General features: G+C 72.1%; 18 protein-coding genes. 5 read left to right on the top strand and 13 right to left on the bottom strand.

Annotated features, from left to right (window positions below):
- Nucleotides 1–128: 128 nt before the first annotated feature.
- Nucleotides 129–1592 carry an adenosylhomocysteinase gene (gene ahcY / locus ACNYS0_RS24835; protein WP_422407643.1) on the bottom strand — a complete coding sequence of 488 codons (1464 nt, stop codon included), beginning with the start codon at nt 1590–1592 and terminating at the stop codon, nt 129–131.
- A gap of 448 nt (nt 1593–2040) precedes the next feature.
- Between ahcY and ACNYS0_RS24830 the strand changes: the two genes are divergently transcribed.
- Nucleotides 2041–4164: a fructose-specific PTS transporter subunit EIIC gene (locus ACNYS0_RS24830; RefSeq protein WP_422476687.1), complete on the top strand. Its 2124-nt coding sequence runs from the start codon at nt 2041–2043 to the stop codon at nt 4162–4164.
- 80 nt (nt 4165–4244) lie between these two features.
- Here the strand turns inward: ACNYS0_RS24830 and ACNYS0_RS24825 are convergent, their stop codons facing one another.
- The 7 genes from ACNYS0_RS24825 to ACNYS0_RS24795 all read right to left on the bottom strand — a co-directional run bounded on the left by ACNYS0_RS24825 (nt 4245) and on the right by ACNYS0_RS24795 (nt 12157).
- The gene (locus ACNYS0_RS24825; RefSeq protein ID WP_422476686.1) at nt 4245–5222 is read right to left on the bottom strand and encodes a cation diffusion facilitator family transporter; all 978 of its coding nucleotides are present in this window, start codon (nt 5220–5222) and stop codon (nt 4245–4247) included.
- A gap of 88 nt (nt 5223–5310) precedes the next feature.
- Nucleotides 5311–6462 carry a mannose-6-phosphate isomerase, class I gene (gene manA, locus ACNYS0_RS24820; RefSeq protein ID WP_422476685.1) on the bottom strand — a complete coding sequence of 384 codons (1152 nt, stop codon included), beginning with the start codon at nt 6460–6462 and terminating at the stop codon, nt 5311–5313.
- Nucleotides 6463–6540: 78 nt separating this feature from the next.
- Entirely contained in the window at nt 6541–7668 is a 1128-nt protein-coding gene (locus ACNYS0_RS24815) for an SIS domain-containing protein (RefSeq protein WP_422476684.1), read from the bottom strand.
- 37 nt (nt 7669–7705) lie between these two features.
- Nucleotides 7706–7876, bottom strand: coding sequence for a Trm112 family protein (locus ACNYS0_RS24810; RefSeq protein ID WP_422407648.1), 171 nt, complete (start codon nt 7874–7876; stop codon nt 7706–7708).
- 604 nt (nt 7877–8480) lie between these two features.
- Nucleotides 8481–9848 carry a phosphomannomutase/phosphoglucomutase gene (locus ACNYS0_RS24805; protein ID WP_422476683.1) on the bottom strand — a complete coding sequence of 456 codons (1368 nt, stop codon included), beginning with the start codon at nt 9846–9848 and terminating at the stop codon, nt 8481–8483.
- Between the two features lie 149 nt (nt 9849–9997).
- Nucleotides 9998–11614, bottom strand: a complete 1617-nt coding sequence (locus tag ACNYS0_RS24800) for an L-lactate permease (protein WP_422476682.1) — start codon at nt 11612–11614, stop codon at nt 9998–10000.
- 165 nt (nt 11615–11779) lie between these two features.
- On the bottom strand, nt 11780–12157 hold the full coding sequence (locus ACNYS0_RS24795; RefSeq protein ID WP_385765462.1) for a DUF3499 domain-containing protein: 378 nt from the start codon (nt 12155–12157) through the stop codon (nt 11780–11782).
- 321 nt (nt 12158–12478) lie between these two features.
- Between ACNYS0_RS24795 and ACNYS0_RS24790 the strand changes: the two genes are divergently transcribed.
- Nucleotides 12479–12973 (top strand): metallopeptidase family protein, encoded by a 495-nt coding sequence (locus tag ACNYS0_RS24790; protein WP_422411456.1) that lies wholly within the window; start codon nt 12479–12481, stop codon nt 12971–12973.
- Nucleotides 12974–12997: 24 nt separating this feature from the next.
- On the opposite strand, the gene ACNYS0_RS24785 is transcribed toward ACNYS0_RS24790, so the two are convergent.
- The 3 genes from ACNYS0_RS24785 to ACNYS0_RS24775 all read right to left on the bottom strand — a co-directional run bounded on the left by ACNYS0_RS24785 (nt 12998) and on the right by ACNYS0_RS24775 (nt 18591).
- Nucleotides 12998–14458: a DUF5719 family protein gene (locus ACNYS0_RS24785; RefSeq protein ID WP_422476681.1), complete on the bottom strand. Its 1461-nt coding sequence runs from the start codon at nt 14456–14458 to the stop codon at nt 12998–13000.
- Nucleotides 14455–18135 carry a glycosyltransferase family 2 protein gene (locus tag ACNYS0_RS24780; RefSeq protein ID WP_422476680.1) on the bottom strand — a complete coding sequence of 1227 codons (3681 nt, stop codon included), beginning with the start codon at nt 18133–18135 and terminating at the stop codon, nt 14455–14457. The genes ACNYS0_RS24785 and ACNYS0_RS24780 overlap by 4 nt, the downstream gene beginning before the upstream one ends.
- A 192-nt stretch (nt 18136–18327) precedes the next feature.
- Nucleotides 18328–18591 (bottom strand): WhiB family transcriptional regulator, encoded by a 264-nt coding sequence (locus ACNYS0_RS24775; RefSeq protein ID WP_127831770.1) that lies wholly within the window; start codon nt 18589–18591, stop codon nt 18328–18330.
- A 615-nt stretch (nt 18592–19206) separates the two neighbouring features.
- Here ACNYS0_RS24775 and ACNYS0_RS24770 point away from each other — a divergent pair.
- The 3 genes from ACNYS0_RS24770 to ACNYS0_RS24760 are packed head-to-tail and all read left to right on the top strand — an operon-like array spanning nt 19207 to nt 22041.
- Nucleotides 19207–19725, top strand: coding sequence for a cysteine dioxygenase (locus ACNYS0_RS24770; protein ID WP_422476679.1), 519 nt, complete (start codon nt 19207–19209; stop codon nt 19723–19725).
- 43 nt (nt 19726–19768) lie between these two features.
- A complete protein-coding gene (gene cofD, locus ACNYS0_RS24765) occupies nt 19769–20740 on the top strand; it encodes a 2-phospho-L-lactate transferase (protein ID WP_422407654.1) in 972 nt (323 codons plus the stop codon).
- The gene (locus ACNYS0_RS24760; RefSeq protein WP_422476678.1) at nt 20737–22041 is read left to right on the top strand and encodes a coenzyme F420-0:L-glutamate ligase; all 1305 of its coding nucleotides are present in this window, start codon (nt 20737–20739) and stop codon (nt 22039–22041) included. The genes cofD and ACNYS0_RS24760 overlap by 4 nt, the downstream gene beginning before the upstream one ends.
- Nucleotides 22042–22179: 138 nt before the next feature.
- On the opposite strand, the gene ACNYS0_RS24755 is transcribed toward ACNYS0_RS24760, so the two are convergent.
- Together ACNYS0_RS24755 and manB are read right to left on the bottom strand one after the other, a co-directional pair.
- Complete coding sequence (locus tag ACNYS0_RS24755; RefSeq protein ID WP_422476677.1) at nt 22180–23094, bottom strand: DNA-3-methyladenine glycosylase family protein; 915 nt, start codon at nt 23092–23094, stop codon at nt 22180–22182.
- A gap of 185 nt (nt 23095–23279) precedes the next feature.
- Nucleotides 23280–24362, bottom strand: a complete 1083-nt coding sequence (gene manB, locus ACNYS0_RS24750; protein WP_422476676.1) for a mannose-1-phosphate guanylyltransferase — start codon at nt 24360–24362, stop codon at nt 23280–23282.
- Nucleotides 24363–24397: the final 35 nt, after the last annotated feature.

Here is a 24397-nt window from a genome sequence, read left to right as displayed (position 1 = left end):
AGGCCCCCGACACGGGGGTGCGGGGGCCTGTCCTGCGAAGCGGTCAGCCGACGGGCGGCCGGTGCGCGGTGCCGAGTCGAGTGGTCAGCGGACGCGTGGTCCGGAGACGTGTGCTCGGCGGTGCGTGCTCAGTAGCGGTAGTGGTCCGGCTTGTACGGGCCCTCGACCTCGACGCCGATGTACGAGGCCTGCTCCGGGCGGAGCGTCGTCAGCTTCACGCCGAGCGAGTCCAGGTGGAGGCGGGCGACCTTCTCGTCCAGGTGCTTGGGCAGCACGTAGACGCCGGTCGGGTACTCGGACTGCTTGGTGAAGAGCTCGATCTGGGCCAGCGTCTGGTCCGCGAACGAGTTGGACATCACGAAGGACGGGTGGCCCGTCGCGTTGCCCAGGTTCAGCAGGCGGCCCTCGGACAGCACGATGATGACCTTGCCGTCGGGGAACGTCCAGGTGTGGACCTGCGGCTTGACCTCGTCCTTGACGATGCCGTCGATCTTCGCCAGGCCGGCCATGTCGATCTCGTTGTCGAAGTGGCCGATGTTCCCGACGATGGCCTGGTGCTTCATCTTGGCCATGTCCGAGGCCATGATGATGTCCTTGTTGCCCGTCGTCGTGACGAAGATGTCGACCTTGTCGACGACCTCGTCGAGCGTCGTGACCTGGAAGCCGTCCATCGCCGCCTGCAGCGCGCAGATCGGGTCGACCTCGGTGACGATGACGCGGGCGCCCTGGCCGCGCAGCGACTCCGCGCAGCCCTTGCCGACGTCGCCGTAGCCGCAGACGAGGGCGGTCTTGCCGCCGATGAGGACGTCCGTGGCGCGGTTGATGCCGTCGACGAGCGAGTGGCGGCAGCCGTACTTGTTGTCGAACTTCGACTTGGTCACGGCGTCGTTCACGTTGATCGCCGGGAACAGGAGGACGCCGTCGCGCTGCATCTCGTACAGGCGGTGGACGCCGGTCGTGGTCTCCTCGGTGACGCCGCGGATCTCGGAGGAGAGCTGGGTCCACTTCTGCGAACCGTTCGAGATCGTGCGGTTCAGGAGCTGGAGGATGACGCGGTGCTCGTCGGACTCGGCGGTGTCGACCGAGGGGACCTTGCCGTCCTTCTCGTACTCGACGCCCTTGTGGACGAGGAGGGTGGCGTCACCACCGTCGTCGAGGATCATGTTCGGGCCGCCGGTGGGGGTGTTCGGCCAGGTCAGGGCCTGCTCCGTGCACCACCAGTACTCCTCCAGCGTCTCGCCCTTCCAGGCGAAGACCGGGATGCCCTGGGGGTTGTCCGGCGTGCCGTTCGGACCGACGGCGATGGCCGCGGCGGCGTGGTCCTGCGTGGAGAAGATGTTGCAGGAGGCCCAGCGGACCTCGGCGCCGAGGGCGACGAGGGTCTCGATGAGGACGGCCGTCTGGACCGTCATGTGGAGGGAGCCGGTGACGCGGGCGCCCGCGAGGGGCTGGGCGGCGGCGTACTCCTTGCGGATCGCCATGAGACCGGGCATCTCGTGCTCGGCGAGGGTGATCTCCTTGCGGCCGAAGGCGGCGAGGGAGAGGTCGGCGACCTTGAAGTCCTGGTCCTGTCGGTTGGCGACAGAAGTCATAAGTGAGCTGCTCCTCGGTGCTGTTGCAGTCGGTCGAGGTGGGCTGAGGCGCCTGCCCGCGATACGGGTGGTGCGCGCATGGCTGACCTGCGGCGTCCTGGGACACAAGTGTCCCCTGGTCGTTCGCAGCGCAGTCCGTCGGAGGCCCTCTCTCCCTCGGTCGACCCGGCGTACGGGCCGCCCGACCGCCATCAGCAGCGACGTCTGGCTCGGTACAAAGCTACACCGATCGGCCCAGCCGAACCCACCCCGCCTCTCGATCCGGTCGGACGAGTTCCGGATCGGACCGCATCGGAGGGAGGGCCGGGGCGAAATCAGGGATACATGACCACGGACTACCCGATACGGGACCTTTGAACTGTCGGCACTGTGCGTATGTGTTGCACCATGACGAGACAGCCGCAAAGATTTGCGCGCTCTTGCACGGAACGCTTGAAGGAGACCCCACGTGACCAGTCCGGCCGACCCCCACGCGGGCGGAGGGGCCGTCGAGCAGCAGAAGAAGTTGAAGCTGCTCGCGGTGACCGCATGTCCGACCGGCATCGCGCACACCTACATGGCGGCGGAGAAGCTGCAGCAGGCAGCGGACGCCGCGGGCATCGACATGAAGGTGGAGACGCAAGGGTCCATCGGGGCCGAGAACGTTCTCACCGACAACGATGTCAAAGCCGCCGACGGCATCATCATCGCCGCGGACAAGGACGTCGACCGCGCCCGGTTCGCCGGGAAGCGGGTGCTGTCGGTCGGCGTGTCGGAGGGCATCAGCCACCCCGAGCAGCTGATCGAGCGGGTCCAGAGCGCGCCCGTGGCCGGCTCCGCGGGCGGCGGGGCGCAGGAAGCCGCGGCATCCGGCGGCAAGGAGCGCAGCGCGGCGTACAAGGCGCTGATGAACGGCGTCAGCTTCATGATTCCGTTCGTCGTCGTCGGCGGTCTGCTGATCGCCGTCTCGCTGGCGATCGGCGGGCACGCGACGCCCGACGGGATCCAGATTCCCAAGGACACGTTCTGGTTCAACGTCAACGCGCTCGGCACGCTCGGCTTCAAGCTGATGCTGCCGATCTTCTCCGGCTACATCGCCTTCGCGCTCGGTGACCGCCCCGCACTCGTGCCCGGCATGATCGGCGGCTTCCTCGCCGCCGACGCCAGCATCTACGGCTCCGACGCCAACGCGGGCTTCCTCGGCGCCATCGTGACCGGTTTCCTCGCGGGCTATCTCGTCCTCGCGATCCGGAAGATCAAGGTGCCGAAGGCCATCCAGCCGATCATGCCGATCATCGTGGTGCCCATCGCGTCCACGCTGGCCGTCGGCCTCGCCTTCATCTACATCCTCGGCGGCCCGATCTCCTGGGTGTTCACGCACCTCACCGACTTCCTCGGCGGGATGACCGGGTCGAGTGCGGTACTGCTCGGCGCGCTGATCGGTCTCATGATCGCGTTCGACATGGGCGGTCCGGTCAACAAGACCGCGTTCCTGTTCGCCGTCGGTCTGATCGGGACGAACAACGCCGTCATGGGCATGGCCGCCGCGGCCATCCCGGTGATGCCGCTCGGCCAGGGCCTGGCCACGATGATCCGCCGCAAGCTCTATACGCAGCAGGAACAGGAAGCCGGTATCGCGGCGCTGTTCATGGGCTGTTTCGGCATCTCGGAAGGCGCGATCCCGTTCGCGGCGGCGCGTCCGGCGCAGGTCATCCCGGCGAACATGCTGGGCGGCGCGGTCGCCGGTGCGATCGCCGGTCTCCTGGGCGTCGAGGACTCCGTGCCGCACGGTGGTCCGATCGTCGCGGTGTTCGGCGCGATCAGCGGTCTCGCCTGGTTCTTCGTCGCGATCGTCGCGGGCACCGTGGTCACCGCCGTGACGACGAACGCGCTCATCGGGGTGAGCAACCGCCGCGCCGCCGCCAAGCAGGCCTCGGCCGACTCGGCCGAGGCCGACGAGCCCGCCCTGGCCGGTGCCACCCCGGCCGTCTCCGCCGAGAGCGCTCCCGCGGCCCACGCCACGGCGACCGTCGCCTCCGCGTCCGCGAGCGCCTCGCTCCAGGCGGCCGCGGCGACCTCCACCGCGGCCGGCGCGGCCGAAGCCGGGACGGAGGCGCCGGCAGCCGCCGAGGAGCCCGAGGTCCTCTCCGGTTACCTCACCGACCGGACGGTCAAGGTGCAGCTGGACGCGCAGGACAAGGAGGCGGCCATCCGCGAGCTGGCGGGCCTCGCCGCCGCCACCGGCAAGGTCGCCGACGTCGAGGAGCTCGTGCAGACCGCACTGCGGCGCGAGGAGCAGGGCACGACCGGGCTCGGCGAGGAGATCGCCATCCCGCACGCCAAGACGGACGCGGTGACCGCCCCGGTCGTCTGCTTCGCGCGGTCCGACGAGGGCATCGAGTGGGGTTCGCTCGACGGCACGAAGGCCCGGCTTGTCTTCATGATCTCGGTGCCGGAGGCCGCGGCGGGCGACGAGCACCTGCGGATCCTGGCGCTGCTGTCGCGCAAGCTGATGGACACGGACTTCCGGGCGCGGCTCCAGGCCGCGCCGGACGAGGCCGCGATCCTCCGGGTGCTCGCCGAGGTGCAGTGACCGCAACGCGCGTCTACGTAGATGGGGCCCAGCCGGGATTCCCGGCTGGGCCCCATCTACGTAGAGGAGTGCTTCAGTGCTCAGTGCTCCGGGCTCGGCGTCGGGCCGCCGGGGCGGGCCTCCGGGTCGGAGCCCTTCGCGGCCTCGGACTCGCTGTAGATGTCGGGCTCGAGGTAGATCACGCGAGCGATCGGGACGGCGGCGCGGATGCGGGCCTCGGCATCGTCTATGGCGCGGGCGACCTCGGCGGCCGTGTCGTCGTGCTGCACGGAGATCTTCGCGGCGACGAGGAGTTCCTCGGGACCGAGGTGCAGCGTGCGCATGTGGATCAGGCCGGTGACGGTCTCGCCGTCGACGACGGCCTTCTCGATCTTCGCGACCTCGTCGGCGCCGGCGGCCTCGCCGAGCAGCAGCGACTTGGTCTCCAGGGCGAGGACGATCGCGATGGCGATCAGCAGGATGCCGATGCAGAGCGTGCCGATGCCGTCCCAGACGGCGTCACCGGTGGCGAGGGTGAGGCCGACGCCGCCGAGCGCGAGGACCAGACCGATGAGCGCGCCGAAGTCCTCCAGGAGGACGACCGGCAGCTCGGGCGCCTTGGCGCGCTTGATGAACTGGCCCCAGGAGAGCTTGCCGCGCAGCGCGTTGGACTCCTTGATGGCCGTACGGAAGGAGAAGCCCTCGGCGATGATCGCGAAGACGAGGACGCCGACCGGCCAGTACCAGTGCTCCAGGTCGTGCGGGTGGCTGATCTTCTCGTAGCCCTCGTAGACGGCGAACATGCCACCGACGGAGAAGAGCACGATCGACACCAGGAAGGCGTAGATGTAGCGCTCGCGCCCGTACCCGAAGGGGTGTTGCGGGGTCGCCTCGCGCTGCGCCTTCTTGCCGCCGAGCAGCAGCAGGAACTGGTTGCCGGAGTCGGCGAGCGAGTGGACCGACTCGGCGAGCATCGACGAGGAGCCACTGAAGAGGAACGCCACGAATTTCGCTACCGCGATCGCTAGGTTGGCGGCCAGCGCCGCCACGATCGCCTTGGCTCCGCCTGAAGCACTCATGTCGTTCCTGGTGTCCCTTCGAGGTTCTACGTATTACGTCCCGTGCGCGGTGGGTCATTGTTGCAGCACGGGACGCCTCGCATGCCTCTCAGGCCACAACCGTCGCCCGGAAAACCGTGCCGGAACCGGACACATTCACCTTTTCCCCCGCCGGAACGAAGGCCGACTCGCCGGGCGCGAGCGCGAGCTCTCCGGCCCGGACGGCGCCCGCCGTGCACAGCAGGATCTGCGGCGTCGCGGCCGTCAGGTCGTGGTCCGCGCCGCTCTCGGGCAGGACGAAGCGCGAGAGGCGGAACTCGTCGATGGGGGTGTCGTAGACCTCTTCGCCGTCGGGCGAGGCCTCGGGGCGCAGCACGCCGGGGTCGGTGGCCTCGAAGCGGACGATGCGCAGGAGTTCGGGCACGTCGACGTGCTTGGGGGTGAGGCCGCAGCGCAGCACGTTGTCCGAGTTGGCCATGATCTCGACGCCGAGGCCGTTGAGGTAGGCGTGCGGGACGCCGGCGCCGAGGAACAGGGCCTCGCCGGGCTGAAGTTGTACGTAGTTGAGGATCATCGCGGCGATGACGCCCGGGTCGCCGGGGTAGTGGTGGGCGATGCCCGCGTACGGCTCGTAGGCGCCGCCGATGCGCTGGGCGGCGGCCGTCGCCTCGGTGACGGTGTGCTCCATGTCGGCCGGGTCCGCGCTCAGTACGGCCGTCAGGACCTCGCGCAGCGCCGCCTCTTCGGGGTGGGCGCGCAGCAGATCGGCGTACGGCTTGAGGCTGTCGACGCCGAGGCCTTCGAGGAGCTTCGCCGCCTCTTCGGGCGCGCGGAAGCCGCACAGGCCGTCGAACGGCGTGAGGGCGCAGATCAGTTCGGGCTTGTGGTTGGCGTCCTTGTAGTTGCGGTACGGGGCGTCGATCGGAACGCCGCGCCTCTCCTCGTCCTCGTAACCCTCCTTCGCCTGCTGGAGGTCGGGGTGCACCTGGAGGGAGAGGGGCGCGCCCGCGGCGAGCAGCTTGAGGAGGAACGGGAGGCGGGGGCCGAACTTCTCGACGGCCGCCGTACCCAGTTCGTCCGCCGGGTGCGCGTCGATGACCTCGTTCAGCGGGCCGCGCTCGGTACGAGAGGGGGCGCCGGGGTGCGCGCCCATCCACATCTCCGCCTGCGGCTCGCCGGTCGGCTCCGCGCCGATGAGCTGCGGGATGGCGGTGGTGGAGCCCCAGGCGTAGGGGCGGATGGTGTTGGTGAGGCGGTCCATGAGGGGTTCTTTCGGTACGCGGTCCAGGGCGGGGCGGCCGGGCGCCGTCGGGTCGGCCGGGGAAAGGGTCGGTCCGGGTCAGGCCCGGGAGGCGAGGCCCAGGTAAACGGCGGCGAAATCCGTGACGGCGATCAGCTCCGCGAGGGTCTCCAGGTCGCTGCCCTCCTCCGGCTCCAGCTCGCTGATGGCGATGTCGTGCGAGAGCGCGAGTTCGCGGGCGGCGGGCGCGGCGGTGAGGCCGCCGGTGGGCCGGTCGCGCAGCAGGACGACGCGGGCGCGCATCATCTGGACCTCCTCGACGCGGTCGCGGAAGAAGTCGTCGGGGTCGGCGCCCGCGGCCAGGTCGCCGGTGAGGAGGGCGCCGTGGGCGGGCATCGCCTCGGGCAGGTCGGCGGCGAGCGCGGCGCGTCCGGCGAGCTCGGCGAGAGCGGCGGCGAAGCGGCGGCCCGCCGGGCCCGCGGCGGCGCCCTCCGTCCAGATCAGCGGGAGCGCCTCGGCGAGCTCGGCCGCGAGCGTCTTGGCCGGGTTGCTGTACGTGGCGATGGCGGGGCCGCAGCGCTCGGCGACCTGGTCGAGGCGGTCGGCGACCTTCTCGAGCGTGTCCGGCTCGGCCGTGAGCAGGCCCGTGCGGTCGAGCAGCGCGAGGAGGGGGGTGAGCAGCGCCCAGAGTGTGCCCGGCGCGGAGGCGGCCGCGGGTTCGTCCGCCTCGTACGGGGCGGCGGCCATCGGTACGAACAGGCCATGGGCCGCGGCGATCGACTCGGTCAGCGGGGCGCCGGAGGGGCAGACGGCGACGGGCGTGACGCCGCGGCGGTACGCCTGCTCGACGAGGAGCGAGAGGCTCGGCTCCGTGCCGTCCGGGGTGGCGATCAGGAGGAGGTCGAGCGAGCCCGCCCAGCCCGGCAGCTCCCAGCGCAGCGCGCCCGGCGCGGGGGCCACGCCGGTGGAGCGCAGGCGCACGACCGGGCAGGCGGCGCCCGCCAGGCGTCCGACGAAGTCGGCGACGCCCGCGGCGGCCGTGCCGGGGCCCGCGATCAGGACGGCGCGGGGGCGGCCGTCGGGCTTCAGCTCGGCGATGCCGGCCTCGGCCGCGTGCCGGGCCGCCGTGCGGACGCGGGCGCCGGCCTCCGCGGCGCCGCGCAGCAGGCCGCGGCGGTCGGCCCTGGCCAGCGCGTCCGGGTCGTCCAGGAGCGTTTCGTCGAACATGGCGTCAGGCCTCCTGCGAGCGGCGTCTTTTCGGGGGTTACGCGGGGCGGCGCGCCTCGTCGATCAGGAGGACGGGGATGCCGTCGCGGACCGGGTAGGCCAGGCCGCAGTCCTTGCCTGTGCAGATCAGCTCGGCGTCGGCCTCCTTGAGCGGGGCGTGGCAGTCCGGGCAGGCGAGGATCTCCAGGAGGCCGGCTTCGAGCGGCATGGTTCCCTCCGGGGGGTGTGGGGTTCGGGTGCGCTGCACCGCGTGCGGTGGCCGGGTGGCCGGCCGGGGTGCGGCGCTGGTCACCAGCCTACCGGCGGGGGGCGGGGGCCGTGTCGTGGCCGGGGCCGTGGCCTCCGGCAGGGGCCGGGTGCTCCGGAGGTCGGGCTTGGCGGCGGATTGCCCCGGCGGCGGGGGCCTGGGCCTGTCCGGGGTTGAGGTCGCGGGGCGCTGCCCCGGGCCCCGCGCCTCAAGCGCCGGCGGGGCTTGATCGGCTCGACCGGCGACGGGGCTTGATTGGCTCGACCGGCGACGGGGCTTGATTGGCTCGACCGGCGACGGGGCTTGATTGGCTCAATCGTCGCCGGGGCTTGATTGGCTCAATCGCCGCGGGGGCTTGATTGGCTCAATCGTCGCCGGGCCGTGTCGTGGCCGGGGGCGTCGTGAGGGGTGCGCGGCACCGGGTGCCGCCTTGCCCACCCTGCCGCCCAAGGCGAAGGCGGCACCCCGTCCGGCCGACGCCCCCGGAGGGGGCGGGCGGTGGGAGATGGGGTGGTGTCGGGGGATCAAGGCGTCTTCGGACGGCTTGATTTGTCCACCCGGGGCCTCAGGCGCGGATGATCGCCAGGGCCTCGTCGCGGATTTTTTCCATTGTGGGGGTGTCGCGGGCCTCCGCGTTCAGGCGCAGGAGCGGTTCCGTGTTCGACGGGCGGACGTTGAACCACCAGTCGGTCGCCGTGATCGTCAGGCCGTCGAGCTCGTCCGTCGTGATGCCCTCGCGGTCCGCGTACGCCGCCTTGATCGCGGCGAGGCGGTCGGACTGGTCGGCCACGGTGGAGTTGATCTCGCCGGAGGCCGCGTAGCGGTCGTAGGAGGAGACGAGGGCGGAGAGGGGGCCGGGCTGGCCGCCGAGGGCCGCGAGGACGTGGAGGGCCGCCAGCATGCCCGTGTCGGCGTTCCAGAACTCGCGGAAGTAGTAGTGCGCGGAGTGCTCGCCGCCGAAGATCGCGCCGGTGGTGGCCATCTCCTGCTTGATGAAGGAGTGGCCCACGCGCGTGCGCACGGGCGTGCCGCCGTTCTCCTTCACGACCTCCGGCACCGTCCAGGAGGTGATCAGGTTGTGGATGACCGTGCCCGAGCCGCCGTTGCGCGCGAGTTCGCGGGCGGCGACGAGGGCGGTGATCGCGGACGGGGACACCGGGTCGCCGTTCTCGTCCACCACGAAGCAGCGGTCCGCGTCGCCGTCGAAGGCGAGGCCGATGTCGGCGCCCTCGGCACGCACGCGTGCCTGGAGGTCCACGATGTTCGCCGGGTCCAGCGGGTTCGCCTCGTGGTTCGGGAACGTGCCGTCCAGCTCGAAGTACATCGGCACGACGTCCAGCGGCAGGCCTTCGAGGACCGTCGGCACGGTGTGCCCGCCCATGCCGTTGCCCGCGTCCACCACGACCTTCAGCGGACGGATCGCCGTCAGGTCGACCAGTCCGCGCAGGTGCGCCGCGTAGTCCCGCAGGGTGTCGCGCCGCGTGACCTTTCCGGGAGTGGCGGCCGGCTCCGGGGCGCCCGACGCGCTCCACTCCTCGGCCAGGCGGCGGATCTCCGCGAGGCCCGTGTCCTGCCCGACCGGCGCCGCGCCCGCCCGGCACATCTTGATGCCGTTGTACCGCGCCGGGTTGTGCGAGGCCGTGAACATCGCGCCGGGCAGGTCGAGCGCGCCCGACGCGTAGTACAGCTGGTCCGTCGAGCACAGGCCGATCTCGGTGACGTCCGCGCCGAGGGCGGCGGCCCCGCGCGCGAACGCCGCGGTCAGGCCGGGCGACGAGGGCCGCATGTCATGACCCACGACGATCGCGTCGGCTCCGGTCACCCGCACGAACGCGGCACCGAACAGCGCGGCGAGCGCCTCGTCCCACTGGTCCGGGACCACCCCACGCACGTCGTACGCCTTCACGATCTGCGACAGATCAGCAGCAGCCACGGTCTGCCCAGCCCTCCTGGAGTCCTGCACGGACCCACAAAGTACCTGGCCGCACCGACAACGGACCGTGAACCCCTCATTCCTCCCGAGGAACCGGTCCGCCCGCATCCTCACTGGTCACAGCAGTACCAAGCGAAACCCGCCCTCGCTCACGGCAACATCCACGAGAGCACGGCCGTGCTCTGCCCCCACACGATCAGGCACATCACCAGGAGCAGGCCGAGGCTCCACGGCAGCACCTTGCGCAGCAGGTCGCCCTCCCGGCCCGCGAGGCCGACCGCCGCGCAGGCGATCGTCAGGTTCTGCGGCGAGATCATCTTGCCGAGGACGCCGCCCGAACTGTTCGCCGCGGCGAGGAGTTCCGGCGAGAGGCCCGACTGCTGGGCGGCCGTCACCTGGAGGGCGCCGAAGAGCGCGTTGGCCGAGGTGTCGGAGCCGGAGACCGCGACGCCGAACCAGCCGAGAACCGGCGACAGGAAGGCGAGCCCGGCGCCCGCGGCCGCCACGAAGTGCCCAATGGTGGCGGCCTGCCCGGACAGGTTCATGACGTACGCGAGGGCCAGCACGCTCGTCACCGTCAGGATGGCGAACCGCAGTTCGTGCACGGTGGCGAACCACTCGCGCACCGCATCGCGCGCGTGCACGCCGATGACGACCGCGGTGAAGAGGCCCGCGATCAGGACGAGCGTGCCGCCGGTGGAGAAGATCGGCAGCGTGAAGATGTTGCCGCCCACCGGCTTGCCGCTCGGGTCGGCGACGTTCAGGAAGGGCCAGTCGAAGACCCAGTTGGCCTTGGCGAGCCAGTCCTTGATGGCGGGGATCTGCGCCAGGGAGAAGATCACGACGATGAGCGCGTACGGCGCGTAGGCCCGCAGCACCTCGGGCCGCGCGTCCTCCTCGTCCAGGTCCTCACTGCGTACGCCGGTCAGGACGGCGGCGCGTACGGGCTCGGTGGCCGGCCTGCGCGCTTGCGGCACCGCGACGAGCGCGCCGGCACCCACCAGGGCGGCGCCGATGTCGGCGAGTTGCGCGGACACGTAGTTGGAGGCCACGAACTGGGCGACGGCGAAGGCGAATCCGCACGCGAGGGCGGGCACCCAGGTCTCGCGCAGGCCCCGCTTGCCGTCCACCAGGCCGACGAGCACGAGCGGCACCACGAGGGCGAGCAGCGGCGTCTGACGGCCCACCACGGAGGCGACGGCGTCCAGCGGAAGGCCCGTCACCTGAGCCAGCGTCACGACCGGTGTGCCCATGGCGCCGAAGGCGACGGGCGCGGTGTTGGCGACGAGCGCGACGACCGCGGCCTTCACGGGGTCGAAGCCGAGCGCGACCAGCATCACCGAGCAGATGGCGACCGGCGCCCCGAACCCGGCGAGCGCCTCCAGGAGCGCGCCGAAGCAGAACGCGACGACCAGCGCCTGGATGCGCGGATCGTCGGAGAGCCGCCCGAAGGAGCGGCGCAGGATGTCGAAGTGCCGGGTGCGCACCGTCATCCGGTACACCCACAGGGCGTTGACGACGATCCACATGATGGGGAAGAGCCCGAAGACCGCGCCCTGCGCGGCGCTGGAGACGGTCTGTCCCAGGGGCATGTCGTACGCGAGCCAGCCGACGGCGGCTGCCACGGCGAGACCGATCAGGCCCGCCCGATGCGCCTTCATGCGCACGGCGCCGAGCAGGACGAGGACGGTCACGAGCGGCAGGGCCGCGACGAGGGCGGACAGGCCGAGCGAGCCGCCTACGGGCTCCAATTGCTGGACGAACACGATTTCGCCTCCCGGAATCCCGGAGTCGGGTGGCGAAATCGTCGTGTCCTCAACAATCTCGGGTCAACGCGTTCGACTGTGAAGATCCCGTGAAGGGCCCTGATCCACAAGGAAGTTGACCGCGGGCCCGCGAAGGAGCCGAGCGTCGGCGCGCGAGGAAAACGGTCAGTTGTCGGGCGAGCGCAGCACACGGAGGTGGCCGCGGCGGGCGACCTCCATCGGGTCCGCGGTGCGCGGTCCCGAGCCGCCGGCCTCGGCCGCGCGCTCCTGCGGGCGGGCCGCCTCGCGCACGGCGTTGGCGAGGGCCTCCAGGTCGTCCCCGCTGGGGCGGCTGGGACCGCTGCCGTCGGAGAGCCGGACGACCTCCCAGCCGCGCGGCGCGGTGAGGCGCTCGGAGTGCTCGGCGCACAGGTCGTAGCAGTGGGGTTCGGCGTAGGTGGCGAGCGGGCCGAGGACCGCGGTCGAGTCGGCGTAGACGTACGTCAGCGTCGCGACGGCGGGACGGCCGCAAGCGGTGCGCGAACAGCGACGTACAGGGCTCACAGCGTTGGACGGTACCGCACTCTTGAGCGGGCCGCGACGACTCTCCCCGAGGTCACCCCACCGTGTCGTGGCGTGATCCGGCGCACACCACCGCGCACGGGCGCCCCGGTGACCTGCGTCGACCCCGGGTCGTGCGCCCCTCAGGGCAGTTGAAAGCGGTCACCACTGCGGGCATATAGCGGCAATTGCCGCGAGATCATCGATCCGGGAGAGAAGTTGAATCAGCCCCAAGAATGGCTTGATCGGTCAGGAAGCGACATGGAGTGCTCCGTCAGGTGCCGCCCCGCTTCCGGCGCCGCGGAGGACTACGCTGCGTCAGTGATGGAAAGGCCAGTCAACACAGACGACGCGGTTTCGCCGCCCACCGGGGAGCCGCGCCCGCCGCGCCGCCGGGACCGGCACGGCAGGGGCATGCGCGGTCCTGTGGCACCTCCGCAGGTGCCGCTGTCCGCCAGCCGCGCGGAGGCCTTCTCCGATCTCGTACAGGACTCCGTGGAGCGCCTGGAGCGGCGCTGGCCGCAGCTCGCCGAGGTCGACTTCCTGATTCTGGACGTGCCGCGGCTGACGGCCGAGGACGAGGCGAGGACCGGCGGCACCGTGCCGCTCGGCGGCACCGTGCCCGCGCGGGACGACACCCCCGCGCGCGTGGTCGTCTACCGGCGCCCCGTGGAGATCCGCACCAAGGGGCGCGAGGAGCAGGCCGCGCTCGTGCACGAGGTCGTCGTCGAGCAGGTCGCGGAGGTCCTGGGGCTCACCCCGGAGACCGTGGACCCCCGGTACGGGGACTACGGCGACTTCGGGGACGGCGAGGACTGACCCCGCCGCCCGTCCCGCGGCCGGCTACTTCTGCACCACCGAGAGGTCCTCGTCGGCCTTCGGCACCGACACCATGCCCCGGTCGTCCGGCAGCGTCTGCACCGTGAACGCGGGGACGGAGCCCTGCTTCTTCTCCAGCATCCGCGAGCCGTGCACCGGGCCGCCCGACACCGGCTCCACCGTCAGCGCGTAACTGCCCTTCAGGCCGGACGGGACCGGCGGGGCGACCGAGAGCGTCGTGCCGCCCTTGACCGTGTACTCCTTCGTGGTCGCCGTGCCGCCCTCGGTGCCCGGGGACGCGGTGACCTTGACCTTGCCGGTCGCCCCGGGGGCGGTCAGGGCGAGCGTTGAGCCCTTGGAGCGGTTGTCGGCGACCGTGGCACGCGCGCCGATGCTCCGCGTGGCCGGGATGAACGCGGTCTCCTGGTCGGCGCCCTTGCCGCGTGTGACGCGCAGGGCGGCCACGACCGGCACGGAGCCCTCCGAGGGCGTCAGGATCAGCGAGCCCGCGTCGCCGCGCGTCACGGCGCCGAGGTCGACGGCCGTGGTCATGCCCGACTTCAGGTGCAGCGTGTCGTGCCCGGCGGGCGCGATCTTGCCGCTTGAGGTGGCGAGCTGGACCTTCAGGTCGGCATCGTCCTGGCCCGGCGCGAAGGCGACCAGGCGGACGTTCTTGGCGTCCTTCGGAATGCCGGGCAGCACGAGGGACGCGGCCGGGTCGGCCGCGGCGGGCAGCCAGTCACCGCCCTGCTTCTCGTCCACGTCCGACAGGGCCGCCCCGACCCGGCCGCTGCGCGCGGTCACGTGCAGCGTCAGGTTCGTGTACGCCTTGTCGGTCAGCGTCGACAGCAGCACCGGGACGCTGGAGTGCGGCGGGACGGTGATGCCCTCACCGACGTCGGACTTGACGGGCCCCTCGGGGCCGTACATCTGCACGTCCACGACCGCGGCCTCGTCGTCCGGGTTCGTGAGGTGGACGTAGTCGCTGCGGCCCTTGGCGGTGCTGGCGCCGGGGAAGTAGAAGTCCGTGTCGGGCTCCGAGCAGTTCACACCGAGCAGGCCGCGTCCGGCGCCCGCGGTCACGCTGGTGGTCTGCTGGACGGTCCAGCCGGGCGCGAGGGGGCCGTCGGCGGTGCCGGTCAGCGCGGGCGCCTCCGCCCCCGAGGCGTCGCCCGCGACGGGCGTGCCGGGCTTCTTCGGGGTGACGACCGCCTTGCCCTTCTTGCCGCCCTTGGCGGGCAGCAGCTCCGCCGTGCCGGCGCCCTCGGTGCCCTTCGTGGTGGGCGTGTACGAGGTGTACGCGGTCTCGGCGAGGTCGGACTGGCTGGGCTCCGGGCACAGCAGGCTGGAGCGCTCGACGGGGAGGCGCGCGGCGGCCGCGCTGCCGGACGTGTCGTCCCCGCCGGGCGTCGTGGCCGCGGCGAAGCCCGTGACGGCGGCCAGGGCGGTCACGGCGGCGATCAGGGACAGGGTCGTGCGGTTCACTGCTGGCTCCCGTCGGGGCGCTCATTGTCGGCGCCGTTGCCGTGGCCGTGCTGCTGCTCGTACGCGGGGTCGAACTGCTGGTGCTGCTCGTACCCGCCTCCGTAGGCGTACGGGTCGTACTGGCCCGCCTGGTAGGGGTCGGCCTGCTGGTCGTAGCCGTAGGCGCCGCCCTGGTACTGCTGCTGCTCCCCCGCCGCGTAGGTGCCGTACTCGGCGCCCGCGTAGCTGGGCTGGTCCCACTCCGCGTACGTCTGCTGGTGCGGGAAACCGGCCACCGGGACCTCCTCCGGAGGAGGAGGCACTGCGGCGCCCGGAACCGGCTGGGGCGCCGGCTCGGCCTGCACCGCCTGCTCCGCCTCGGCCTGGGCGCGCAGCCGGCGGGCCCTGCGGCCGTCGCCGGCGAGGTCCTGCGCGGTCACCACGGGCTCGTCCGGCAGGTCGTCGTCGACGTTCTCGCGGCGGCCCGGCAGGGCGAGCACCACGAGGACGAGGGCGAGCGCGCCCTGAGCCCACATCCAAAGGGTGTGCGTGATCGGCGCGTCGTACGTCACGTCCAGCGTGCCGCCCGAGGCGGGCAGTGCGAAGCCCTGTGCCCAGCCGTCGACGGTGGTCTTCGGCAGCTCGGAGCCGTTCAGGGTGGCGGTCCAGCCCTCGGCGGCCTGGTCGGCGAGGCGCAGGATGCGGCCGTTGTCGCCCCGCGGCACCTTGGTGTGCAGTTCGACGGGGCCCGCGGCGACCGGCACGACGTCCTCCGCGGTGGAACCGACGCCGGCCTTCGGCAGGACGACGGCCCGCGCCACCTGCCGGTCGACGCGCCACAGCGCCGTGCCGTCCTGCTGGCTGAGCCGGGTCAGGCCGGGCGTCGCGTCGAGGACGCGGCTCATCTCGCGCGGCGCACCGCCCCGTACGAGGACGTAGCGCACGGCGAAGCCGCCGAGCTGGTCGGCCTGGTCGGCGCCGGAGCCCGCGACCAGGTTGGCGACGACCTTGTCGAGCTTGGCGTTCTCACCCGCGGCCTCGGTCAGCTCGCCGTCGCCGAGGCGCGCGCCCGCGCCCCGGACCAGCGAGTACGAGACGTCGCCCGTGGAGCCGTCCATGACGAGCGTGCGGGCCTGGTCCCGGGTGCCGGCCTCCTCGGCGACGAACGCGGGCACCTGCACCGGGTCGCGCCGCTCCACGGGTCCGTCGGCGCCGCCGATCATCCAGCCCGCGGCGAGCAGTACGGGGCCCGCCGCCGCGGCGAACGCGATGAGCGCGGCCAGCGGCTGGCGCCAGCCGAAGCTCTGCTCGGCCACCCGCGAGCGCGCGCCGTCGGCGCCGAGCGCGGCGGCGGCCAGCAGCGCGATGCCGTAGACGAGGGTGGCGGGTCCGGCCCACGCCGAGCCGTTGGACAGTGCCGCGAAGACCAGTGCCACGAAGGCGACGGCCCAGGCGGTGAGGATCGCGGGACGCCGCTCGGTGCGGAGCAGGGCGGCCAGCGCGGCGAGGACGATGCCCACCAGCAGCAGGCTACCCGTGGTGCCGGAGCCGCCCGGCGAGGCGCCGAGCAGTCCGAACCCGGTCGCGGCCCCCGCCTCGTACGGGAGTCCGGCCTCCTTGAAGAAGCCGAACGGAAGCAGCGAGAGGGACCACGGCGCGAGCATCAGCAGCGGTGTGCCGAGCACGGCCAGGAAGCGCAGACCGTAGGCGGCGATGTCCGAGCGCCGCACCACCAGGAGGGCGATGCCGAGGACCAGCGCGATCGGCCACACGATCGGCGTGAAGGCCGTCGTGATCGTGAGCAGCAGCGCGTACGCCCACGTGGCCCGCCAGCTGCCGCGCCCGCCCTGAGTGTGCGTCAGGCCCGAGGCGGCGAGGCCCGCGCGCGCGAGGAGCGGCAGCAGGATCGCGAGGACCGCGGTGCCGATGCGGCCGCCCGCGAGGGCGCCCGTGACGGCGGGCAGGAAGGCGTACGCGACGGCCGCCCAGGCGCGCAGCAGGCGCGAGGTGACGAGCGGCCTGGACGCGAAGTACGCGGTGAATCCGGCGAGCGGCACGGAGCCGACGAGCAGCACCGTGACCGCGAGTCCGGTGGAGCCGAACAGCACGGAGGCGAGGGTGGCGAGGACCGCGAGGTACGGGGGCGCCGCCTGGGTGCCGCCCGTGCTGGTGGCGTGCCAGGCGTCGGCGTACCGCGCCCACAACTCGGAGGCGTCGGCGGGAGCAGGCAGCAGCGCGCCGCCCGCGAGCGCCCCGCCGCCCAGCAGCCCTCTACAGGCGATGAGGGAGACGAAGAGCAGCACCACGACGAGCACGGGCCCGGGGTTGCGGGCGATGCGCTTGAGGCGCGCGAACCGCTCGACCCGGACGAACTCGGCGTCGTCGGGCGACTCCAGGCCGCCGCCACCGTGCCGGCCCGCTCTGGCGGTCTCCGGGTCGGAGCCCTCGAAGAGGCTGCCCGCCACCTGCTCGACGGTGAGCCGCACCGTCGCGCCCGGCGGCGGGAACAGCGGGCGCAGTTCCTTGGGGTCGACGCTGCCCTTGCCGCGCTGCCTGCGGGCGGCGAGGATCCGCCCCGGCCGCAGCAGCGTCGCAAGGAGACCGGTGATCTCGTCGAAGGCCTGTCCCGGCACCTTGCCGACGAGGTACGCGAGCGTACGGAGCACCGTGCCGAACACGACGCGGATCAGGACCCAGGGAAGCGTCGCCCCGCGCGCGTTGGCGAGCAGTGTGTAGACGGCGCCCGCCTTGTCGACCTTGTGCGGCGACGTGGCGGTGCGGCCGACGCAGTCGACGGTGCGGCGCTCGCGCGAGGATGCCTCGGCGTGCCGCACCACGGCGTCGGGGGCGACGACGACCCGGTGGCCCGCGGCCTGGGCCCGCCAGCACAGGTCGACGTCGTCACGCATCAGCGGCAGCCTGCGGTCGAAGCCGCCGAGCTGCTCGAAGACATCGCGCCGGATCAGCATGCCGGCGGTGGACACGGACAGGACGGGCCGCACGTGGTCGTGCTGCCCCTGGTCCTGCTCGCGGCGGTCGAGACCGGTCCAGCGGCGGCCGGAGTGGGCGATGGAGACGCCGACCTCGAGGAGCTGCCTGCGGTCGTACCAGCCGCGGAGTTTCGGGCCGACGATGGCGACGTCGCTGCCGGCCTCGCGCTCCATCTCGACGACGCGCAGCATCTGGGCGAGCGCGTCGGGATCGGGCGCGCAGTCGTCGTGCAGCAGCCACAGCCACTGCTCCGGTTCGCCGTGCGGCAGGTCCGGGAGGTCGTACGCGTCGTCGCGCCAGCTGCGGCTGACGGGATCCCAGCCGCTGGGGCGCTTCAGGTACGGCAGCTCTTCGGGGGTGAGGACGCCCGCGCTGCGCACGGCCTCCTCGACGGCCTGGCCGAAGCCGGTGCGGCGCGCGAGGTGCAGCACGCGGTCGTCACCGATGGCCTGCGCGACGAGCGCGGCGGAGGCGTCGGCGCTGCCGGTGTCGGCCGCCATCGCGTTCTGTACGGGGCGCTCCTGGGAGAGCAGTCCTGACAGAACGTCGGGCAGCCAGCGCGCTCCGTCGTGCGAGACGACGACGGCGGTGACGACATGCCTGGGGAACTCGGGGGCGCTGCTCGGGTCGACCCCTGCTGCGGGCCCCGGGTTGAACGCGGCGGCGGCAGTACCGAATTGGTCTGCCGAGTGGCTGTGCACGGACATCGAGGTACGGGCCCCGGTTCGTTGGACTGCGGTGGACGCCCGCGCCCACTGGGGACACGGTGGCGTCCGGGACGGGGCCCCACACTAACGGCTGCCAACAACAGCGACCCGCCGCCTGTGGACAACCACGGGCAGCGGGCCGGAAAGCACCGCACATCTCGGGGGGCTGGAGCCTGTCGTCCGGATCAGGTCCTAGACGGCGGCCTTCTTCAGCCGGCGGCGCTCACGCTCGGAGAGGCCGCCCCAGATCCCGAAGCGTTCGTCGTTGGCGAGCGCGTATTCGAGGCACTCGGAGCGGACCTCGCACGCGAGGCAGACCTTCTTCGCCTCTCTCGTGGAGCCGCCCTTCTCGGGGAAGAAGGACTCGGGGTCGGTCTGGGCGCACAGCGCGCGCTCCTGCCAGCCGAGTTCTTCTTCCGCGTCCTCGACCAGCAGATCCTGAAACGACTCGGTCATAGTGCGCCCCTCGTCTGTCCGTGCGTCCCCGTGATGTTGCCGCTACCGATTTCGGCTGAACGACACGAGTGAAATTACAAGTGTGCCGATCCGGGGCAGTCAAGCCGAGATCTGCTATTGGGCCCGTTATTCACTCTGCGGAACCAAGGCTATGCGGAAAGTGTTCAAATCGCCAAAAACCGTGACACTTGCCCGCGGCTCATGTGGAGCCGACCGCACACCGCGCGACCACCCCTCCTTCGATGACTGCTACAAGGAAGGACGCCGCGAAGATCACTGACGTTCCGACGTTTGCGCGCCGGGTTGATGCGCCACATGTCCTGTCGCCCCGCTGCACAAACCTTTCGCCTGACAAGGACACCGGATGAGGTGAACCATATTCCACAATCCGGACATTGGGTTGACAACAAGGGCATGACCCGGTGTCCTGTTGGGCATGCTCGCGAATTCGGCACCCTCGACGACCCGCACCGCCGGGCCCGTCCGCGCTGCCCTCGCGTGTTGCTGTTGCTGTTCCAGCTGTTGAGTCGTTGAGCCTCCAGAGCTCCGACCACGCTTCTTCTCATCCCAGTACGGCCCTGTGCACCGCACTTCCTTGAGGAACACCACCACCCCATGAACAGCGACAGCGACCTCCAGATCGCCGGCGACATCTTCGAAGTACCGCACCTGCTCCAGCCCGCCCGGGAACACCCCGAGACGGTGGCCGAGTTCGTCGGCCTCGCGCGCTCCATCGCCGCCGACCGCTCCCAGTGGGAGCACCTCGTCGAGTACGACGCCACGACCCGCTGGTACCACCGCCTGCGCACCGGGCCCGGCTACGAGGTGTGGCTGCTCTCCTGGGTGCCGGGCCAGGGCAGCGGGCTGCACGACCACGGCCTCTCCTCCGGCGTACTGACGCTGCTCCAGGGCGAACTGACGGAGCGTACGGAAGGGGGCGTGCGCGCGCTCGGCACCGGCGCGCAGCGGGTTTTCGCGCCCGGCTACGTCCACGAGGTCGTCAACGACTCGCTGGAGCCCGCGGTCAGCCTGCACGTCTACTTCCCCGGACTGACCGAGATGCCCATGCACACACCGACCTGCTCGGTCGCCGAAGGCACCGTCGAAGGCCCCGCCGAAGGCGCCACTGTCTGAGACCGGCCGACGCGTTGTCAGAGGTGCCTGCGATGCTGGGCACATGCGCATTGTGGTTCTGGCAGGCGGCATCGGTGGTGCCCGGTTCCTTCGCGGTCTCAAGCAGGCCGCGCCGGACGGCGCGGCCATCACGGTCATCGGCAACACCGGGGACGACATCCACCTCTTCGGCCTGAAGGTCTGTCCCGACCTCGACACGGTGATGTACACGCTGGGCGGCGGCATCAACGAGGAGCAGGGCTGGGGACGCACGGACGAGGCGTTCACGGTCAAGGAGGAGCTCGCGGCGTACGGGGTCGGACCCAAGTGGTTCGGGCTCGGCGACCGGGACTTCGCGACGCACATCGTCCGTACGCAGATGCTGAGCGCCGGTTACCCGCTCAGCGCGGTCACCGAGGCGCTGTGCGAGCGGTGGCAGCCGGGCGTGCGGCTCCTGCCCATGTCGGACGACCGCGTGGAGACGCACGTGGCGGTCGATGTGGACGGCGAGCGCAAGGCCGTGCACTTCCAGGAGTACTGGGTGAAGCTGCGCGCCTCCGTGGACGCGCTGGCCGTCGTGCCGGTGGGGGCCGAGGAGGCGAAGCCCGCACCGGGCGTCCTGGAGGCCATCGCCGAGGCCGACGTGATCATCTTCCCGCCGTCGAACCCCGTGGTGAGCGTCGGGACGATCCTGGCGGTCCCGGGCATCCGCGAGGCGATCGCCGAGGCGGGCGCACCGGTCATCGGGCTCTCCCCGATCGTCGGTGACGCGCCGGTGCGCGGCATGGCCGACAAGGTGCTCGCGGCCGTCGGCGTGGAGTCCAGCGCGGCCGCCGTCGCCGAGCACTACGGGGCGGGACTGCTCGACGGGTGGCTGGTCGACACGGTCGACGAGAAGGCAGTGGAGCGCGTCGAGGCGGCCGGGATTCCCTGCCGCGCCGTGCCGCTGATGATGACGGACCCCGTGGAGGGCACCGCCGCCGCGGAGATGGCGCGCGAGGCGCTGAAGCTCGCCGAGGAGGTGCGCGGCGCGTGACGCGGGCCCCTTCGTTCCAGGCCTGGGCCGTCCCCGGGCTCCCCGAGGTGCGCGAGGGCGACGACCTCGCGAAGCTGATCGTCGCCGCCGAGCCGGGGCTCGTCGACGGTGATGTCCTGCTCGTGACCTCGAAGATCGTCAGCAAGGCCGAGGGGCGCGTGCTCCGGGCCGACGACCGGGAGGCCGCGATCGACGCCGAGACCGTACGGGTCGTGGCGCGGCGCGGCCCGCTGCGGATCGTCGAGAACAAGCTGGGGCTCGTGATGGCCGCGGCAGGGGTCGACGCCTCCAACACCCCCGCCGGGACGGTGCTGCTGCTGCCCGAGGACCCGGACGCCTCGGCCGCCGCCATCCGGGAGGGCGTGCGCGACGCGCTGGGCGTCGAGGTCGGGGTCGTCGTCACCGACACCTTCGGCAGACCGTGGCGCAACGGGCTGACCGATGTCGCCATCGGGGCGGCGGGCGTGCGCGTACTCGACGACCTGCGGGGCGGCACGGACGCGTACGGGAATCCGCTCAGCGCCACCGTGGTGGCCACGGCCGACGAGCTGGCGGCCGCGGGCGACCTCGTGAAGGGGAAGGCCGGCGGCCTGCCGGTCGCCGTGGTGCGGGGGCTCGGCCCGGCCGTCACCCAGGAACAGGGCGGATCCGCGCGGGAGTTGGTGCGGGTCGCGCGCGACGACATGTTCCGGCTCGGCACGTCGGAGGCGGTGCGGGAGGCCGTGACGCAGCGGCGGACCGTGCGGGCGTTCACCGACGAGCCGGTCGATCCGGGGGCCGTGCGGCGGGCCGTCGCCGCGGCCGTCACGGCGCCCGCGCCGCATCACACGACGCCGTGGCGGTTCGTCCTCCTGGAGTCGCAGGAGTCGCGGACGCGGCTGCTCGACGCGATGCGGGACGCGTGGATCGCGGATCTGCGGCGGGACGGCAAGAGCGAGGAGTCCATCGCGAAGCGGGTTCGGCGCGGGGACGTGCTGCGCAACGCGCCCTATCTGGTGGTGCCCTGTCTCGTGATGGACGGCTCGCACACCTACGGGGACGAGCGGCGGGACGCCGCCGAGCGGGAGATGTTCGTCGTGGCCACCGGGGCCGGGGTGCAGAACTTCCTGGTCGCGCTGGCCGGGGAGCGGCTCGGCTCCGCGTGGGTGTCGTCGACGATGTTCTGTCGGGATGTCGTGCGGGACGTGCTCGGGCTGCCCGGGTCGTGGGATCCGATGGGGGCCGTCGCGGTGGGGCACGCCGCGGGGGCGCCGGGGGTGCGGCCGGAGCGGGCCGTCTCCGATTTCGTCGAGGTGCGGTAGGACGTCTTTACCGAGGTGCGGTGGAGCGTCGCGGGCACTTTTGCGTCGGGTTTACCGAGGTGCGGTAGGACGTCTTTACCGAGGTGCGGTGGAGCGTCGCGGGCACTTTTGCGTCGGGCTCCCTCACCTGACCCCACCTCACCACTCCGCGATGTTCACCTTGCGCATCTTGGGCTGCCTGCGCGGCGGTGAGACGCCGCTGAGCATGATCAGGCGGGCCGCCCGGTGGCGCTGGCCCGCGTACGGCGCCAGGAGTTCCAGCATGTCCTCGTCCGTCGCGTCCCGGTTGGCCGCGAGGGCGTAGCCGACGATGCCGGGCAGGTGCAGATCGCCCGTCGTCACCTCGTCGGGGGCGCCGTGCGTGCGCTGCACCGTCTCGGCGGAGGTCCAGGGGCCGATGCCGGGGACCAGTTCCAGACGGGTGCGGGCCTCCCCCGGTGCCATCCCCGCCGCCTCCTCCAGGCGGCGGGCCACCCTGGCCGCGCGGATGATCGTCGAGGCGCGCTTGTTGTCCACGCCCGCCCTGTGCCACTCCCAGGAGGGGATCAGCGACCAGGTGCGCGGGTCCGGCATCACGCGCATGCGCAGGTCCTCGCCGGCCGGGCCGGGGGCCGGTTCGCCGTACTTGTTCAGGAGCAGGCGCCAGGCGCGGTACGCCTCGTCCGTCGTGACCTTCTGTTCCAGGATCGACGGGATCAGGGATTCGAGGACCAGGCCGGTGCGGGTGAGGCGCAGGCCGGGGCGGCGGCGGGTCGTCTGCGCGACGAGGCGGTGCCGGGGTTCGAAGACGGCCGGGTCGTCCGACTCGCCGAGCAGGTGCGGGAGTTGGGCCAGGAACCAGTCGGCCCCCTCGCCCCAGGCCCGGGCCCGGACCGTGCCGTCGCGTTCCTCGGTCAGGCGGAGGGTGGCCGGGCCCTGGGGGGTGCGGCTGGATCGCCATACCGCGCCGTCCGGGGCGGTGCGGAAGGTGGGGTCCGCGGGGCCCCTGCGCAGCGGGCTGAGGGTCAGGCCCAGGTGGAGAGGGGTTTCGGTGGGATATCGGCGGCCGGCCACGGGGTCCTTCTGGTGGGGCGGGTGGTTCTTCGAGGGTAGAGGTTCCTCTCCCCCAACCCGCCCCTTCCCGAAAGTGCCCCTAGCGGGGCCCCGTGGTTGACGACTCGGGGCGCTGCCCCGGACCCCGCGCCTCAATCGCCGGCGGGGCTTGAACAGCTCATTCGACGCAGCGTCGAATGAACCGATCACTGGTCCGACGAGAAGCGGATCGATGCCGCGGGCACGGTCGCGTCGCACCAGACGCGGGCGCCCGACTGGAGTTCGTTGTCCGCGCCCACGTGGGCACCGTCGCCTATCACCGCGTCCTTGAGGATCGTACGGGCGCCCACGCGGGCCGCCGTGCCGACCAGGGAGTCGGTGATCACCGCGCCCGGTTCGATCACGGCGTCGGGCAGGATCGCGGAGCCGGAGATGCGGGCGCCCTCGCCGATCCGCGCGCCCTCGCTCACGACCGTGCCCTCGGTGAGCTTCGCGTCCGGGGCCACCCGTGCCGACGGCAGGACCAGGCGGTCGCCCCTGCGGCCCGGGACCGCGGGCGACGGGGCGCGGCCCATCACCAGGTCGGCGGAGCCGCGGACGAAGGCCTGGGGGGTGCCGAGGTCCAGCCAGTAGGTCGAGTCGACCATGCCCTGGAGATGGGCGCCGGAAGCCAGGAGGTCCGGGAACGTCTCGCGTTCCACCGAGACCGGTCGGCCCGCGGGGATCGTGTCGATGACCGAGCGGCGGAAGACGTACGCGCCCGCGTTGATCTGGTCCGTGACGATCTCTTCGGGGGTCTGGGGCTTCTCCAGGAAGGCCGTGACGCGGCCCGTGGAGTCCGTGGGGACCAGGCCGTAGGCGCGCGGGTCCTCGACGCGGGAGAGGTGCAGGGAGACGTCCGCCCCTGTCGTGCTGTGCTCGTCGACGAGGGCCGCGATGTCCAGGCCCGTCAGGATGTCGCCGTTGAAGATCAGGACCGGTTCGTCGGGTCCCGAGTGCAGGTGCGAGGCGACGTTGCGGATGGCGCCGCCGGTGCCGAGGGGTTCGACCTCGGTGACGTATTCGAGGTGGAGGCCGAGGCGGGAGCCGTCGCCGAAGTAGGGCTCGAAGACCTCGGCGAGGTACGAGGTGGCCAGAACGATGTGGTCGACACCCGCCGCCTTCGCGCGCGCCAGCTGGTGCGTGAGGAACGGCACACCGGCCGCCGGGACCATCGGTTTCGGTGTGTTCACCGTGAGTGGCCGGAGTCTGGTGCCCTTGCCGCCGACCAGGAGGATCGCTTCTGTCACCTGTCGTCTCTGCTTCCTGCTTGGGCCGGCCGAAC

The sequence above is a fragment of the Streptomyces anthophorae genome, from assembly GCF_049310305.1.
GTDB lineage: Bacteria > Actinomycetota > Actinomycetes > Streptomycetales > Streptomycetaceae > Streptomyces.
This window is presented reverse-complemented; position numbering and strand designations above follow the sequence as displayed.

Coding starts and splice junctions, on each gene's coding strand:
- ahcY (WP_422407643.1), bottom strand. CDS start 1,592: ATGACTTCTGTCGCCAACCGACAGGACCAGGACTTCAAGGTCGCCGAC.
- ACNYS0_RS24825 (WP_422476686.1), bottom strand. CDS start 5,222: ATGAGTGCTTCAGGCGGAGCCAAGGCGATCGTGGCGGCGCTGGCCGCC.
- manA (WP_422476685.1), bottom strand. CDS start 6,462: ATGGACCGCCTCACCAACACCATCCGCCCCTACGCCTGGGGCTCCACC.
- ACNYS0_RS24815 (WP_422476684.1), bottom strand. CDS start 7,668: ATGTTCGACGAAACGCTCCTGGACGACCCGGACGCGCTGGCCAGGGCC.
- ACNYS0_RS24810 (WP_422407648.1), bottom strand. CDS start 7,876: ATGCCGCTCGAAGCCGGCCTCCTGGAGATCCTCGCCTGCCCGGACTGC.
- ACNYS0_RS24790 (WP_422411456.1), top strand. CDS start 12,479: ATGGAAAGGCCAGTCAACACAGACGACGCGGTTTCGCCGCCCACCGGG.
- ACNYS0_RS24780 (WP_422476680.1), bottom strand. CDS start 18,135: ATGTCCGTGCACAGCCACTCGGCAGACCAATTCGGTACTGCCGCCGCC.
- ACNYS0_RS24775 (WP_127831770.1), bottom strand. CDS start 18,591: ATGACCGAGTCGTTTCAGGATCTGCTGGTCGAGGACGCGGAAGAAGAA.
- ACNYS0_RS24770 (WP_422476679.1), top strand. CDS start 19,207: ATGAACAGCGACAGCGACCTCCAGATCGCCGGCGACATCTTCGAAGTA.
- cofD (WP_422407654.1), top strand. CDS start 19,769: ATGCGCATTGTGGTTCTGGCAGGCGGCATCGGTGGTGCCCGGTTCCTT.